This window comes from Stenomitos rutilans, assembly GCF_059505485.1.
The window spans coordinates 1-16016 of sequence record NZ_JCACKR010000084.1 but is presented as its reverse complement, the minus strand read 5'-3'; the positions used below and the strand labels follow the sequence as shown (position 1 = coordinate 16016).

Sequence of the window (16016 nt, the reverse complement as noted above, 5' to 3'; positions counted from 1 at the left end):
TTGAGGACGGTCGCGCTGCACCGGACGTAAAATATGGCTGCTGAGCTGCAAAGGTCATCTGCGTTCAGTGAGTGAGAATTTTATTATTAGTTGTTAGTTTGAAGCCTTTTCTCAAAAACACTCATCGAGTCATTGAAGCGAGGTTATTTCTATGCTGCTAGAGTCTCCACCTAAGCCGATCGGTGAAAAGCGGATTACCTTTCGCGATCTCGATTGGTCGTCGTTTAAGCAAATTCAGCAATTGTTGACTGAGCGTACTCGTGCTCGCTTCATCTATGACAACGGAGTGTTAGAAATTACGAGGCCCCTTGAAAGCCATGAGCGCTATGCACGGCTGATTGAACTTTTTATCCGTATTCTGGTCGTTGAGCTGGGTATGAAAATTAAGACGATGGGGTCGACGACGCTCAATCGCGAAGACTTACTGAAAAGCGCCGAACCAGATAACGGCTATTACATTCAAAATTACGCTATGGTTGCGGATCACGAAATTGATTTAGAGCGTGATCCGGCTCCAGATTTAGTCGTTGAAGTTGATATTACCAACACTGATATTAATAAAAATCGGCTCTATGCCAGTATGGGTGTACCGGAGTTTTGGCGATTTAATGGACGAGCATGGAAGATTTTGTGCCTGGTGGATGGTCATTACGTTGAGCGCGATCGCTCTTCCACCTTTCCCTCAGTGCAAAAAACAGATCTATACCAATTTTTAGAAGCGGCATTACTGGATGAAGTGTCTGCCGAAATCAACTTTCGCCAGTGGGTGCAACAGCAACGGTAAATGGCTCATACCCAATTATTTAAACAGTGGTAAAAGATCAAACTCTTGGCGAATCTCTAGAAGAGAGCGATCGAGCAACGGCTCAAACTCCAGAAAAGGAACACGATTATGGCGTTTACGGGTTTTGAACCAAATTGAGACTAGCGCTGGAATTAATAGCGGAAGCACCCTGATCACTGCTCCGTAGAGCCAAAGAACTCCCTTTTCTCTGATCATGTCGTCGTACATGACATCAACAGCAGGTGTATTTCTCATCTCACGGAACCGTTGAAAGGTACACTCACTTGTCCACCAAAACAACGGTAATATCTTTAATTCGTCATACATTCCTGTATCGCAACCATAGATAACATGACCAGCATCATGCGCCCGCAAAACTTTGGCAAATTCAGGTGGTTGCGTGTCCGGCGACGTCAGGTGCGGGTTTAGCGCGTAGTATTCCTCTAAACCTTCTCGAAGGGTTTGAGTGCTGTCTTGAGCCATGTAGTGAGAATATTGTTTCATCATTCTATTTCGATACGATACGGTATCGTTTTTAAGATAGCACTTATGACTGATGCAAGTAAAAAGCCGCCCGGAAGACCTCGGAGTGCCCAATCTCATCAAGCTATGCTGCAAGCCACTTTAGAATTGCTGGCAGAAGTTGGCTTTGAGGCGATGAGCATTGATGCGATCGCTGATCGCGCTGGTGTAGGAAAGACAACTATTTATCGACGCTACAACGGTAAAGAGGAGTTGACGGCTGATGCGATCGAGAGCATCCGCGAAGAGATAGTCATTCCTGATACAGGAAAGCTTGGGAGTGACATTGATGTCTTAATTAAGAACGCTGCACAAATGACGCTCAGTCCTCTTGGGCGACAAACAGTTGCCATGATTATTAGCAGCGCATCAAGCAATCCTGGGTTTGCCCAGATTTATTGGACAAAATACTTACAACCTCGAAGACAGGCGTTTGCTGTTGTCATTGAGCGAGCCAAAGCAAGAAATGAGGTTCCGATGGATTTAGATCCAGATTTAGTATTCGATGCCATGAGCGGCATTATGCTTTACGCCTTGATTTTTCAGCCAACATCAGAAGATTGGACGGCATATGTTCGTCGTGCCTTGAGCCTGCTTTTTGGAGACGCTTTGGGCTAACTTGAGGTGAAACACTGACAGTCACACTTCAGGTTGCCATCCTATATCCATGCCTCAAGTCGCTTAACAACTAGCAACGTTTCAAACTCTGAATAAGCTATGGTTTCTCCGCTCGATCGCCCCATCATCTTTGAGCTTGTCGTCCAATCCGGGCATCCCAACCTTTTGGAAGGCTTAGATGTTTGGTTGCGTTTGGGGTTGCTTTCGGAGGCCACCGTTTTACAAATCTGTGCCGATCATCTCACATGCCCCTTACCAGAGTTGATCGTGGTGCGATCGACCGACAATGATTTTGCCGCAGCCAATGATTTTGCGACTGAAGACGCACGTGTTCCTGTAGGGGCAAGTGTAGCGGTTGAACGTTCGCCTAGCCCAATCGCACGAGGCATTCAATCCTTTATGGCAGAAGTCAGTGTGATCTGGCTGCTGTTTCTGGGTGTGTTCATGGTGGTGGTGTCGTCTGGGGTGTTGGCAGCAACTCAGTGGCGCAATTTTTCTCCGATCGGGCAGTACGGGATTTTGTTTGCCTATACGCTGGCTTTTTGGGCAGCAAGCGTCTGGACGGGACGACAGCCCAAGCTGCGATTGACAGCAAGAATGCTTCAGATTGCTACGCTGCTGATTATTCCCGTCAATTTCTGGATGATGGATGGCTTTCGGCTGTGGAGTGGTGGGCTGGGCTGGGGGATAGCAGCGATCGCAGCGCTGGTCTTGACAGGCATTACGGTGCAGTTGCTTAAACCGGAGATGGGGAGTCGGGAGTTGGGAGTCGGGAGTCGAGACTTGCTTCCACTCGGAACCGAGATCGGGTTGAGTTGGCTGCACTGGGGCTGGAGTTGGGCAGGCTTTCCTCTAGTGGCGACTTACGTAGGGACGATCGGGGCGACGATCGCGCTGGTCTATCAGGATCGGGAGTTGGGAGACGAGAGTCAGGAGTCGAGAGTTAGGAGTCAGGAGCCAGAAGCGGTCTCTGAGGGGACGGAGGTTCAGGAAGATTTAGCGGATGTAGACGAACTTGCTCCCCTCGCTTCCCCTGCTCCCTCTGCTTCCCCCCAACCCCTTTCCACCATCACGATCGCAATCGCCACTCTTCTCCTCCTTGCTCGTGCTGTTTTAGCAGCAGGCGTACCCATCGACCGACTTGGTTTAGCGGTGGGAGTCTGTGGCTGGTTGCTGTGCTGGCTGGGGCGACGAGATGCCAGTCGCATTGGTTGGCAGCGGGGTGGTACTGGTTTATTGTTGATTGGCTGGCTGATTGCTGTGACAGTCACTCCACCCTGGCAGGCGATCGCCATCAGTGGGCTTAGCATATGGTTGTTGGCGGATTATCTGTTGCGATCGAGTCAGGGGCAGTATCTCATAGCAGGCTGGTTTGTAGGGCTGCAAACGGTTTGGCTGCTGTGGCGTGCCGTCCCTCCAGACTGGCAGCAGCGTGTCATTGAAACGAGTATTCAACTGGCTGGGCAAGCGGGAATGCCAGTGGCGCTACTGGGGATAGCGGTCTTTCCATACGTGCTACTCACACTAGGGTTGGCGGCAAGATTTCGCCGTTGGCAGCAACCCGATTTGGCGAAACGGGCAGAATGGTTGGCATTGGGGCTGGGGCTTGTTCTCACAGCCATCAGCTTTGGCAATAGCTGGACACGATCGCTCAATTTAGTGCTATTGACCGCTACGCTGATTGCTCTTTTGCGAGGGCGCACTCGTCCAACCGCTGCGCTGCTTTACCTGACGCATGGCACTGGGCTAGCCGCGATCGCCTCTCTCATACACCTGTGGTTGCCCAACCTGAACCAAAACACCTGGGCAGCGCTTTTACTTGTTGGTGCGATCGCTGAATGGAGCCTAAGCGCTAGTCTCCTCCTTCCCCCTCACTCTTCCTCCGCTTCCCCTTCCCCCTCCGCTCACCCAGCGCCCCCTGCCTTCCCCCTCCCAAGCTGGCAGCAAAGCACCTGGCATGCAGGTCTTCTCCTTGCTGCTAGCAGCTATGTACTCTTGTCTACCAAAGTGCTGGGTGGATGGTCGCTGTGGGAGCTTGTGAGCCACACCTTTGGAAATACCACAACCTGGGGCAGCATGTGGCTAGCAGTACCCCTTGCCTTGACAGTGTTGGGTAGCCGTAGCCGCCTCCCTCAACGTCGATCGGCGAGCGTTTTGAGCGTGATCGCCCTGTTTTTAGTGCAGCTCTTGATGTTCGATTCTGCTCCTGCACGGTTGATTGGGTTAGGGACGGCTACTGTGCTGATGTTGAGCAATACGCATCAGTTACGGCAGTTGCTGACAGCCGTGATCACTATTGGCTTTGGGCTTACGTTTGCGGCGGCTGTAGTCTGGGAGGTTTTTAAAGATTCGCTCACGGTTGAGCTAAGTGTGAATCTGCTGTCGATCGCCCTGCTCCTGCTGTGGCTGCTGTGGGGATGGCTATGCCGTCGTGAAACAGTGCTAGCAACCCTCTATCGACAGGCAACAGATGGATGGGCGATCGCGCTTGCAGTCGTAACCCTGACAGTCCTGACGCTCTGTCATCTAGTAGTCTATATACAGATTGAGTCTCCCCACTGGCAGTACTTAGCGGCTGCTGGCATTCTCTTTCTGGCTACCAGTTATCGCACCTGGCAACGGCCTCAAAACCCAGGCTTCTATGCGATCGCCTGGAGCCTGGAACTTATGATTACAGGCATCATCTCGCTAACTGGACGATCGCTTGATGCGGTGGCGATCGTGAACCTTGCCCTTGGTCTAGGAACGCAACTTTTGGGTGATTGGTGGCAAGTGCATCGGGGAGTCAGGAGTCAGGAGTCAGAAGTCACCAATCTGCGGCCAGAGACTCATTCCTCATCCCCCATCCCTCATCCCTCATCCCGTCCTTTCCCCCTTTCCAGTTGGCACCTCATCCCTCTTCTTTATGCCCTGATTGGCTTGCTTCTCCAACACCGCTCGTTTACCGCTACAACCGGGCTTTACACGCTGGCGGCAGCGCTCGTTGGGATTGGTGTAGGGCGAAGGCACCCCTTCAAACCATTGATTTATCTATCAGTGTTGGGGGGTTCGATCGCAGCGTATGAACTCTTGATTTACCAACTCTCGCAGGCAAAAGGCGGCGCAGCAGGGGATGGCCTTGTTCTGATGGCAGGATTGGCGGCGGCGATCGCGATCGTTGTTCAACTCCTGCAACGCTGGCTGGTGACCTATCTACGGCTTTCGGTTCACGAAGTAGCAGCGATCGCTCATTTACATTGGGCACTGGGCAGTGCGTTACTGCCACTTGCGTTCGTCAGTTCATTAAGTAGCACTGGAGAATGGCTGTGGACAAGCATCGCGGCGACCTTAGCGGCGTATGCATTGGCGATGGGGAGAGAGGAGAGAGGGGAGAGGGGGGCAGGGGAAGCAGCGGGAGCAATTCAGACCTCTACACCCTACACCCCACACCCCACACCCCATACCTCATTTCTCATCTGGACTTACGCAGGTATTATCGAAGCGATCGCCACGATCGCCCATCTTCTGCACCAGTTGCTTCCAGATAGCTTGCTGCTGGCGTGGGGCGGGACGATCGCGGCAGGGCTAGCTTTCTTGCTGTATCAATTGCCTTGGCGACGGTGGGGATGGCAACGCGAACCGTGGGAGCGATCGGCGGCGATTCTACCTATAGCGGTAACTGTGCTGACGATTGGCGCGATCGCTATTCAGGGTTTGTTCATTGTGGCAGCGTTCTACGCCTGGTTAGCAAAAGCGGAACGACAAATACGGCTTAGCTACATCGGTGTGTTGCTGGCAGACTGGGCGGTACTGCGGTGGTTACATAATCTGAGGGCAGAAGAACCGCTGTGGATTGCTGCACTGGTGAGTCTATCGCTGTTGTATCTCGCGCAAGTTGACCCCACATTTAGAGGGGCGAGCGATCGTGACAAACGCCATCTTTTACGGAGTTTTGCAACAGCACTAGTCTGCCTGACTGGATTTTATCAAGCGGAAGTAGGCATTGCAGGTGTATCGTCCCTCTTACTGGGCTTTCTCAGCATCAGTCTTCAGCTTGGGTTTATTCTGGCTGGCTTGGTGTTGCGTATTCGGGCCTTTCTGTTTGTCGGTACGGCTGCGTTTGTAATCCAGGTATTGCGACAACTTTGGCGCTTTATCGACAATTACTCGTTGCTGCTATGGGCATTGGGCATTTTGCTGGGATTGGTATTTATTTGGGTTGCGGCGACGTTTGAAGCGCGACGATCGCAAATTTCTGCCCTGATACAATATTGGGTCACTGAACTCGAAGCCTGGGAATAGCAGACAGCATCGATGCGTCAAAGGGGCTCAAATTTACTGCGGCACTTTTCAGTGCTTGGAGAGAAGAATGGTCTGCATTTCCTTCATTAATGCCTCTTGTTCCTGTCGCAAGCTCTCTAAGCGATTGAGAATTTCAACAAGCCGCTTTTGAGGCATTTGTTCCTCATTGAACTGAGTGAGTGGAAGATTATCAGTGCGCTTAAGTAACTGAAATACACCTCTAAACAGTGATTGAATTAATCTGAGTGGTGCTTGTAAAATCAACAAAAAAGCCTGTTGCGTAAATTGGGCGATCGCTCCCAACAAGCTCCAGGTTAGAAAAAGAGTCAGTAGAACTAGCGCGATCGCCCAAAAGGGATGAGCGACTAGCCAAGATACCATTGGATGTTCTTCTAACCATAACTGATTTGAAGTCACAACCAGATTTTGAATGCTGCTAGAAAGCATTTCACTGACTTGCCCTGTTTTTTGCCATGTCTCATTCAGTGAATTTTTTGTCTTTCCTGCTGTTTGAGTCAGAGAAGTTGCCGCATCGTTTAGCACCTGTACAGCAATGCTGGTAGCAGCATCGAAAGCTCCTGATGCCCGTCCAGTGTTTTCTACGATGGTGTTTGTAGCCTGATTGGTAGACTCTGGGATGGTGCCTATGTTGTTGCTAATGGCACCACTAGTTGTCTCCAAGACAGACGTTTTTAGGTTTCCTATAAATGCATTTAGATTACTGATCGATTGGCTTAGATGACTGGTCAACGTCTCGATCGAGTGCTTCGGCTCTTCGGCTAAAGTTCTCGCATTGCTAAGTGCGCTTTTTGCTTCAGCATTGGCTGAGTTTGTTGCGTTAGCTATAAAGCTATAAACGGCGGTCTTCGCACTTTGTATCATTGGAGATAAATCAATTGCCATAGTTGTTCTCTCCGTTAGTGGGCAATTTCCTCTAGGTAGCTTTAGCGATGCCTAGATGATTGCAAGCTGGTATTAGTGTATCTAAACGCTGAGGTTTCTAGATCGTGGTGAAACTAAGTGCAGCCGACATAACCTCTGCTTAAAGCTTTCTTGAACGATCATTTAATCAATGCCACTGCCTGGGCTGAAGCAGGTACAATCAGTTCCAGATTGGCAATCTGTCGCGGGTGAACTGAAGTGGTTAATTTCGCTGCTTCAGTTCACCCAATTATTATTTAGAACAAGTGATGGGACGAAGTACTATGAATCAGCAGTTGCCCCAGCTCATTTGTCATGTTGTCGACCGCTTGCAAGCCATTGAGGGAATTGTGGCAATCGCCTTGGGTCGATCGCTATCCTGGATGAGACTGAGCAGAAATTGAGGCAGTGGTATGGCGATCGACAGTTGGTCGTGTCAAACGCAACTAACTTTGACATTTCTTGCGTCTTATCTCTTCAACTCTAAGTTAATCGATGGATAGCAGACGCACTGCTTCGCCGAATGGAAACTGCTCTAACGCTAACCCGCCAGGCGTCACAACCCATAGCGTCGGTAGTTCAGGTGGCTTTGAAGGGAAGGTTCCATAGCCATCGGTCAGGTAAATGCTAACGGCTTGACTGTGTCTATCCCACTCCTGGTTGATCGCTTTAAAGAAGGGTACAAAGGAAGTTCCGCCGCCCCCCTGCGGTTTGGGTAAATTTTGCTGCGACTCTAACTCATAGGGTTCATACACATCGGCATCTGCGTAGTACAACAGACAGTGGAGATGTGGGTAAGCCGCCAAAATGCCATAAACTTCACTCAAAAATGCCTGGAGTTCTACCTGCCCGATCGACCCGCTTGTATCCACTGCCACAAAAACATTCACCGATTCGCCAATCAGCGATTCCAAATATAACCCCTGGTACACAAATCGCCATCGAACCCCTGAAAATCAGTCGGCGTTTGCATCAGATAGCGCCACAAATACGATCGCCAGTCCAGTTGGGGAGTGGTCACTACGCCTAGCTCTCGCTCCAGTCCTGCGGGCAGGTTGCCATGATGCACCGTTCGCGCAATCACCGTTGCCTGTTGAAGTGCGTTTTTCCAGTGGGCTTCTAGGGCTGCTTTCTGAGCTTGGGAAAGGCTATCAGACGCAAATGAGTTCGCGGATGCTGGCTTGGATGCATTGGCTTGAGGCTGGTTTGCATCCTGACTCAAATCACGCGATTGAGCTGCATTCTCTGTATCTTGACTCCGATCTCCGATCTGAGCGGTATTCTCCCTCACCTGCCCTTGATCGTTCGTCTGGGAACCACGGCCTTTATCCTGATTTTGACCGTCTGCTTGAGAAGTATCATCGCCAGTTTGTTCTCGATCGTGTCTCTGAGACCGATTGTCCTGGTTCTGGTTCCGATTGTTTGACTGAGAGATATTACCGGTTTGGTCCCGATCGTTTCCTTGAGCGTTCTTGCTGCTTTGCTGCACCTGCTCACTTGAGGGAGTCGGACTAGACTGATTTTGCTTCTGAGTTTGGTTAGAATCAGTATCCTCTGGCGGACGATCGAGCAAATCAGGGTTAGGTAAACTCATTTGCTCCGAATCTTGTTTCAGCAGCAGTTCATATACTTCTTCTACACCGAAATGTTCTAGTTTGGGATCGCATAATCCGTTGGGCGGTAATTGAAAAACACCTTGCTGAATAATCATGCCGTTCACGACAATATCAGCAGCAATATTCCAGAGTTTGGGATCGCGCACTCCTCGTCGCAAAGGATGTAGTAGAGCAGCGTGCAAGACTTCGTGCAGGAATAGCCCGTCCTGTTGAGCAGCAGGTAGGGAGAGTAAATAGTCTGGATTAAAGAATATATCCTTGCCGTCCGTTGCGGCTGCGGGAGTCTGCTGCGTAGGGATAAACTGAGCAAAGAGAGCCAGTGTGGCGAAGAAAGGAGATTTCATTCGCAACCGCAGGAGAGAGGCACTGATCAGGGTTTGAAAGTCCTTCACGAATCTTCAAATTGCCAGGTGTCAGGTTCTATTGTAAAAATGCCCTTAATTTCAGGGCAAACTAGCATCATTACTGCCTTACGGCCTTACGGGATACTGCTATGAGTCGCGCCACCCGTCTTGCTCTTGCTGATCATACCGCTCCTGATTTACTCAAGCAGCTTGCCGACGATGAAGATGCAGACGTTCGTCGGGCAGTTGCCAGCCATCCCAACACGCCGCAAGACGTTCTCCTGAAGCTGGGCAAAGAGTTTCCTGACGCGATCGTTGCCAACCCGATTTTCAACATTCTGCTGTTAGAGAAACCTGAGAGTTTATTTATCCGCCTATCTTTAGCTCGTAGCTCAACGGCTTCCGGTGAGACGTTAGCAAATTTGTCTACGGTGCCAAGCCTGGAAGTCTTGGGTGCGATCGCCCAGAAGCCCAACACGCCTATTTCAATTTTGGAGCAGCTTGCCCAACACCCTGAAACAACTGTGCGATGTCACGTTGCCAAGAATCCCAACACCCCAACGTCACTATTGATTGAATTGGCAGAAGATTCAAGTTTTGATGTTCTATCCGCAGTTGTCAAAAATCCCAATACACCCGCTGATATTCTCTATCGGTTTGCCAGTTGGCGGAATAATGAAATACATCGGGCAATTCTGCAAAAACCTGGTGTCCCAGCAACCGTATTAGAGAAATTAGCTGGAGAAGAGTCTTGGGAAATTCGCAGTCTGGTTAAGGCTCATCCAAATGCTTCAGAGATGGCGATCGCGCTTGCTGAGTTTATGGAGGAAAAACCGGGAACCCCTGTTCATTTCTTGGAAATGTTTGCAGCCGATAGCCATCCTGCGGTGCGTCGATTAGTGGCTGACCATCCCCATACACCCTCCCATGTGTTAGAAGCACTGAGCCTGGATGCCGATGAGGATATTCTCCTTAAAGTGGCAGAACATCCTAATGCGTCGGCTAGCACTCTAGAGCGCATCGCAGAGTGGCTGATAGAACTTTGCACCAGCCTGCTCAAAAATCCTAAAACCCCTGCCAAGCTTCTTGCACGGCTGGTTGACGCACAGACTGAGGACGTGCGTTACAGAGCTGCAACCCATCCGAATACGTCCCTTGAGAGTGTCGCAACGTTGGCAACCGATCCGAGCGGTCGAGTCCGAGAGGGAGTACTAAGACGCCATGATTTGACCGAAACTGTTCTTGAGACGTTAATAGAAGCGACTTTAGCTCAGACTGAGACGCAGGAAGGTGACTGGGATGATGAGGATATTCTTGACGAGATAGCAACTGAAACTCAGGAAGATGATTTGGATGGAGAGTGGATTCTCAGAGGGATAGCAGGGCATCCCAAAACGCCGCCCCACATATTAGAAATGCTGGCGACGAATCCGCCAGACTCGCTCCACCAACGCTTTAGATATGTGTTTGATCATATTCGCAGAGCGATCGCCAGCAATGTTAATACACCGACAGCCATCCTTGAAGAACTCGCTGGAAATTATCGATCGCAATCGACCGCCATCAGCGAAGAACTACCTGGAGATTATGATGAGAGTGTTATAAAAGCAGCTAAAAAAACGCTAAAGATAAAATTTAAGCCCAATTAAATCTAAATTCATAAACCCACCAATTGCTGAAACTCCTGCAAAAATTTCTGAAGTTGAGCATCTTTCTGCACCAGTTTTGCCAGGGTTCCCATCTGTCCTTTGCTCCGCATGACTCGAAACATATCGATGGCAAATAGCTGTACCCACTCCGCTGTCGCCGTTTGACTGAGCCAGGTAAAGGCGCTGTAGGCTTGATTTGCGTCTGCTGCCCGTACCGTCAGACCGATCGCTGTGGCATAGCGGGCAGACGGTTCAGTGGGAAAAGCCATGCGATCGCCATTCCCCTTCAGAATGGGCGTGAGATCCGGTAGGGTGCGGTAAAGTTGAAGATACGCCGCAAACTCTGCCTCTGCCGCCACTCCGACCGCTGGCGCAATCCCTAACCCTGCTGTGTGCAGCGCACTTGCCATCACCCACGATCGCGGCGAACACCAGGCAGGCTGCTGGGGGTCAAACTTATGCAGTAGCGTCGATCGAAACGAGAGAAACGCGATGGTTTGTTCGTGTACGCCTGTTTCTAGCGCATAGGCTTTGAAACTCTCAAAGTCTGGCTCCACCTGAAGATGTAGAAACCGATTTGCCAGGGGTGCAGGCATCTCAAATACCGCCGCCCGATCTTCTTTGCGATTCCCTGCTGCCCAAACAAACCACCCCTCTGGAACTGTGTAGGAACCCACCCGACGATCGAGAATTAATTGCTGAGCGACTCCCTGCATAGCTGGAGGAGCCATATTCAGTTCATCGAGAAAGAGAATACCCCTCCCCTCACGGGGCAAAAATTCTGGCGGATACCACTTGGAAATCCCGTCTATGGCAACCGGAAGCCCTCGCAAATCCGTGGGGGCCAGTTGGGAGAGTCGCACATCGATAAAGTCGATCGCCTTTTCCAACGCCAGTTGACCCACAATACTCGATTTGCCGATTCCTGGAGATCCCCAAATCATCGTGCTGATCTTCAAGTTTTGGGTGAGGAGACGATCAAGGTAGGCTTTCAGTTCAGTGGGAGTCATAATGAAGCAATCAATGACCAAATCGTGAAAAGAAGATTCAAAAATCGCGGAGCTTACTGCCAGGTAGATTGGCTGAAGTAAACTTCCTGCCAGGCTTTCCTGGAGTCGGTGTCCTTTAAAGCTTTTTGTGCTGCATGACGGACATTGGAATCATGGTCGGTTGATAGCTGAATTAGGAAGGTTTCTGGAGTACTGGGATTTTCGGCAACTCCTGCACGAACCGACGCAGATGGACTTTTCAAGAATTGGCGAATGATCTCCTCCGGCATGGCAGGATTTCTAGCTAGGAGCGTGTGCTTGGATGGATCATGCTTGAGCCAATCCATCAAGATTGGCATGGGTGTATTTGGATGCATAGCCGCAAGCCATTGGTGAATCCGGTTTGAGCTTTTTGCTAATTTTTCTAATGCTGTAATGGGAAGATGGGGGTTGATTTCGAGCCGTGATCGGGTATCAAAATTATCCTTCTCAAGCAGCAGGAACACCAGTCGATCAGAAAGGTTGGGACTTAAAGCGACGGAGTTTTTGACATAGTATGGACTGCGATCGCCCACAATCAATTCCTCTAACAGATCTTCTGGTGTGTTGGGATTCAGGGCGACGGCACAAAGCAGCCAGACTTCTGATTGATCTTCCGCCAGTGTTCGGAGAAGATCAGCAGAGATTGGTCGTCTAGCAATTTCAATCTTGGCAGAGACGGCACCTCGGACTGCCAAAATTTCGATCACAGGTTTGGGTAGCTTCGGTCTAAGCATAAGCGCCTGATCAACTCTATCCGTCATTGGGTTTCGCAGTCTGTCATCTCTAGTCGCGATGACTTCAAGCACATCGTCAGGCGTATTGGGATCTTGAATGACACTTTCCAAAAACTCACACCAGGGTTCGCTTTGCTCTGCAATTGAGCGAGTTGCTTGTTCTACGAGGACTCGCTTGGGTGTTTCAGGCTGTTTAGCAAGCCACGTTGAAAAATCTATCCGACGCTGATTGATTGCCCAGTTTAGAAAGAAGGTCGGGATGCACTCCTCTTTCAAGATGCTGTCTACCGTCGGGCGAGGAAGATTATTAAAGAGATCTGGATTTTCTAATAACAAAAGAGATACCACAGGATTCTCTAATAGCTGCTTTGGAAACTCCTCACCTAGTTTGAACAGAACTTCTACAGGTACATTGGGATTTGCCGCAACGCCACAACGGGCTTCCTGATCTGAACTGGCGGCTAATTCTCGCAATAGCTCTGGATCAGCATAGGAATTTCGAGAAACGATTCGTGCGAGTTCAACGCTTTGCTGGACGAACTCCCGCAATTTCTCTACAGGCGTTGCTTCGTCTGCGGCTTGTTGTTCTGGCGTTAGCATAGTCAGGATCGATCGCGTCTTACCTCAATATGCCCGATCCGATCGACCCAGTTGTCAATTGAGAATGCTGGAGCTGGTCATAAGTCGCCTACCGTCGAGTTGTTCGTTGCTGTGGCGGAAAATTAAGGCGAAAACTCCCGTAATTTCGCTTTCAGAGCAACCGAGATATTAGGATTTTCAGCCACTGCTCGACGCACTTCTGGTCGGTCATCCTGCGCCAGTTGCTCTAGAACAGATAGTGGAGTCTTGGCATTCGCAGCAACCGCCGCTCGAATTGTGCGAGTTAAGGCTTCGGCTAGATGAGTCAGCGTTGTCTCAGTTGTGTTGGGATTGGCAGCAATTTTCAGAATAATGTCTCTTGAATTGCCATGAGATAGCATTTCAGTCAACGCTAACTGCTCAAGCACTAAGGCAAACGCATATTCAAGCAGTGAGGAGACGCGCGAGGTCGTTGTTGTCCCATCCTGCTTTCAGCCGTTTCGCCTCGATGCCGTTTTGGGTCTCAGTGTCTTGACGCAAAAGGTTGAGCGCTATATGCCGGATCGGGGAAAGGTCTTCGGGAGCATGGTCTTTGCGAATGCGAGAGGCATCTTCATCAAAGGCAACATCCAAGACCCAGTGGACTTGGTTTTCAATGCCCCAATGAGCGCGAACGGCGTAGGCAAAGCGTTGAACATTGCCATCAAGGCTCACCAAATAGTAGCGCTGCTCAATTGTGGGTGCTTGTCCGGCTCAACGGCGTTCCGATTCGACTAAGCCAACCCGTCGAAGTCCGACCCACAACGGAGCATCAAGCAAGTGCTCAACCCCATCGAGCAACCAGTAACGACGAATTTCAACACGACCATGACCTGACTCAATAGTCTGATAAAACTCGTGGGTCACGTCTTTGAACGCAATCTTGCGCGTCCATTGGAACAGTTGCTCGACATCCTGGTGAAGGTTGCCCTGATTGCCTTTGAGACTCAGAACATACTCCCCACCACCAGCGATAATTTGCTTGGCAATGTCCTTTTGCGTACCCATCGCGTCAATGGTGACGATGCAACCGTGCAAGTCTAGCACCGCCAGCAATTGTGGAATCGCTGTAATTTCATTCGACTTCTCATCCACCTTCGTCTGTCCGAGAACCAAGCGATTTTGGCTTGCCCAAGCACTGACCATATGAATCGCTCCTTTGCTACCCCCGGTCTCGTAGGAATGCCGCAGGGTTTTGCCGTCAAGCGCAATCACTTCTCCCTGACTCAATTGCGCCACGCTCCGCACCCAGCTCAAAAAACAATTCTGCAAGGCTCCTGGGTCGAGTGCTGCAAATAACCGAGCGATGGTGTCGTGGGAGGGAATACCATTGGGCAACCGCAGAAAGCCCCTCAACCACTCCTCCTTCGCACACCCGTAGTTTTCAATGTCGACCCAGGTATCGGCACCGCAAATCACCGCACAAATCGTCAGTCCAATGATGTCAAGTAGCCCGTGCTCCAGCAAAGGCTGCGATCGCGGGTCTTCCAGGTGCTTGAAATGTGCTAGCAATGGGGCGGATGATTCAACCAACTGAGGCATAGCTTCCTGCTTTCTGTTTGTTGCCCCTCAAGCCTCGCATTTCGAGTATGCGGTTGCCCTGACTAATCTTCACAAATGTACTACTTCTCTAAATCGACATAGTGGCATTAAAAACGAAAGCCCCGAGAGGCTTTCGCGTCTTTCAAGGCTTTCGTTTCAAGGCTTTTGAGTTGTATGGGCGATACTGGATTCGAACCAGTGACCCCTTCCGTGTGAAGGAAGTGCGCTACCACTGTGCTAATCGCCCTGACAGTACGCGCAACCCACTTCAGGGGTCACGTTACGTCTCTCTTTTCACAGTATTGCACACTTCTCTGCACACACTTTTCACACTTGATTAAGGGTAAGCGCTGATTACGTTACGCTTTCAAATTTTGCATTATGAGAGAATCAGGTAGTGCAGTGATGGGAGGTTGAGTTATGGCTAAAGGATTCGGTAGAGGCGGGGCAAGAGAGGGTAGTGGCAGGAAACCAAAATACCTTACAGACAACGAAACATTGAGTATTAAGGTTCCCGCCAAGCATAAAGAAGATGTTCGTAAAATGGTTGAAATCATTGATGAGCTTATTGCACAGGGTTTTACCGTTGAACAAGTAGAGGAACTATTAAAGAAAGCTATGGAAAAATAAGCATAAATACTTATTGACGGTCAACTTCACAACCGTTAGTTTGATTAAGAGACCGAATCAAATTAAGGAGATTGAGAAATGCGTTACAACTACCCCACCAAAAATGAATTGCTTGCTAATCCTGACAAGGTATTTCAGATGAAACGCATTGAACTTCAGTCATGGGGTACATGGTTTCGCAATAACGGTTACGAGATGTGCAAGCTTAATGCTCCAAGTGCTTTAATCGCTAATGCTGTTTATGACGCGTTTGTATTAATGGCTCAACTGAGAGCTGAATGTTCACCTGTTGAACCCGTCACACCTGAAAAAGAGACGATTTCAACTCCTACTCCTATGAACCCCGCTAAGCGCGACTACCCCATCACTAGCGAAACCGCCTTAACCAGTCCTTTTATGCGGTCGCAGCTAAAAGGAGACCTGCTAGAAGCGCTAGACCGTTTTTTCAGTAACGAGTTACTGTTATTCCCCCAAGTCACTTTTCACTTCTCAAAAGCCCGTTAACCCTTCTGTGTTCCCTGCTGAAAAAGAGACGATTTCAGACTCCTACTCACCCCTACACCACACCCTTATGAGCTACACCATTCGAGTCTATGCACCTAACGGAGAATGCCTCATGAACGAGAACCATACCTTCTCTAGCCCAGACCGTGCTGAGAGCTTTGCTCAAATATCGCCTCACCCTGCAGCTCCAGGTGCGTCAGTTCTTCTGCTTCAACTCCGTCT

General features: G+C 49.9%; 13 protein-coding genes, 1 tRNA gene and 1 pseudogene. 6 read left to right on the top strand and 9 right to left on the bottom strand.

Annotation, left to right across the window (positions count from 1 at the left end):
* The first annotated feature begins 151 nt into the window (after positions 1 to 151).
* Positions 152 to 784 carry a Uma2 family endonuclease gene (locus AC5JLP_RS14970; RefSeq protein WP_496068721.1) on the top strand — a complete coding sequence of 211 codons (633 nt, stop codon included), beginning with the start codon at positions 152 to 154 and terminating at the stop codon, positions 782 to 784.
* 15 nt (positions 785 to 799) lie between these two features.
* Here the strand turns inward: AC5JLP_RS14970 and AC5JLP_RS14965 are convergent, their stop codons facing one another.
* Positions 800 to 1291, bottom strand: a complete 492-nt coding sequence (locus tag AC5JLP_RS14965) for a hypothetical protein (RefSeq protein WP_496068720.1) — start codon at positions 1289 to 1291, stop codon at positions 800 to 802.
* A gap of 42 nt (positions 1292 to 1333) precedes the next feature.
* On the opposite strand from AC5JLP_RS14965, the gene AC5JLP_RS14960 reads away from it, so the two are divergent.
* Both AC5JLP_RS14960 and AC5JLP_RS14955 read left to right on the top strand, forming a co-directional pair.
* Positions 1334 to 1924, top strand: a complete 591-nt coding sequence (locus AC5JLP_RS14960) for a TetR/AcrR family transcriptional regulator (protein ID WP_496068719.1) — start codon at positions 1334 to 1336, stop codon at positions 1922 to 1924.
* A gap of 99 nt (positions 1925 to 2023) precedes the next feature.
* The gene (locus AC5JLP_RS14955; RefSeq protein WP_496068718.1) at positions 2024 to 6205 is read left to right on the top strand and encodes a hypothetical protein; all 4182 of its coding nucleotides are present in this window, start codon (positions 2024 to 2026) and stop codon (positions 6203 to 6205) included.
* Between the two features lie 48 nt (positions 6206 to 6253).
* Here AC5JLP_RS14955 and AC5JLP_RS14950 read toward each other — a convergent pair whose 3' ends face one another.
* The 3 genes from AC5JLP_RS14950 to AC5JLP_RS14940 all read right to left on the bottom strand — a co-directional run bounded on the left by AC5JLP_RS14950 (position 6254) and on the right by AC5JLP_RS14940 (position 9134).
* Positions 6254 to 7108, bottom strand: coding sequence for a hypothetical protein (locus AC5JLP_RS14950; RefSeq protein WP_496068717.1), 855 nt, complete (start codon positions 7106 to 7108; stop codon positions 6254 to 6256).
* Between the two features lie 506 nt (positions 7109 to 7614).
* Complete coding sequence (locus AC5JLP_RS14945) at positions 7615 to 8040, bottom strand: VWA-like domain-containing protein (RefSeq protein ID WP_496068716.1); 426 nt, start codon at positions 8038 to 8040, stop codon at positions 7615 to 7617.
* Positions 8028 to 9134 carry a DUF2201 family putative metallopeptidase gene (locus tag AC5JLP_RS14940; protein ID WP_496068715.1) on the bottom strand — a complete coding sequence of 369 codons (1107 nt, stop codon included), beginning with the start codon at positions 9132 to 9134 and terminating at the stop codon, positions 8028 to 8030. The genes AC5JLP_RS14945 and AC5JLP_RS14940 overlap by 13 nt, the downstream gene beginning before the upstream one ends.
* Before the next feature lie 101 nt (positions 9135 to 9235).
* Between AC5JLP_RS14940 and AC5JLP_RS14935 the strand changes: the two genes are divergently transcribed.
* A complete protein-coding gene (locus tag AC5JLP_RS14935; protein WP_496068714.1) occupies positions 9236 to 10735 on the top strand; it encodes a hypothetical protein in 1500 nt (499 codons plus the stop codon).
* Positions 10736 to 10743: 8 nt separating this feature from the next.
* Here AC5JLP_RS14935 and AC5JLP_RS14930 read toward each other — a convergent pair whose 3' ends face one another.
* The 5 genes and pseudogenes from AC5JLP_RS14930 to AC5JLP_RS14910 form a co-directional block, all read right to left on the bottom strand.
* Complete coding sequence (locus AC5JLP_RS14930) at positions 10744 to 11745, bottom strand: P-loop NTPase family protein (RefSeq protein WP_496068713.1); 1002 nt, start codon at positions 11743 to 11745, stop codon at positions 10744 to 10746.
* A gap of 53 nt (positions 11746 to 11798) precedes the next feature.
* Entirely contained in the window at positions 11799 to 13100 is a 1302-nt protein-coding gene (locus tag AC5JLP_RS14925; RefSeq protein ID WP_496068712.1) for a hypothetical protein, read from the bottom strand.
* A gap of 122 nt (positions 13101 to 13222) precedes the next feature.
* Positions 13223 to 13507: a variant leucine-rich repeat-containing protein gene (locus AC5JLP_RS14920; RefSeq protein ID WP_496068711.1), complete on the bottom strand. Its 285-nt coding sequence runs from the start codon at positions 13505 to 13507 to the stop codon at positions 13223 to 13225.
* Between the two features lie 16 nt (positions 13508 to 13523).
* A pseudogene (locus AC5JLP_RS14915) lies at positions 13524 to 14660 on the bottom strand (ISAs1 family transposase).
* A gap of 175 nt (positions 14661 to 14835) precedes the next feature.
* Positions 14836 to 14907, bottom strand: a tRNA-Val gene (locus AC5JLP_RS14910).
* A gap of 173 nt (positions 14908 to 15080) precedes the next feature.
* Here AC5JLP_RS14910 and AC5JLP_RS14905 point away from each other — a divergent pair.
* Together AC5JLP_RS14905 and AC5JLP_RS14900 are read left to right on the top strand one after the other, a co-directional pair.
* Complete coding sequence (locus tag AC5JLP_RS14905; protein WP_496068710.1) at positions 15081 to 15290, top strand: hypothetical protein; 210 nt, start codon at positions 15081 to 15083, stop codon at positions 15288 to 15290.
* A 78-nt stretch (positions 15291 to 15368) separates the two neighbouring features.
* Positions 15369 to 15794 carry a hypothetical protein gene (locus tag AC5JLP_RS14900; RefSeq protein WP_496068709.1) on the top strand — a complete coding sequence of 142 codons (426 nt, stop codon included), beginning with the start codon at positions 15369 to 15371 and terminating at the stop codon, positions 15792 to 15794.
* Positions 15795 to 16016: the final 222 nt, after the last annotated feature.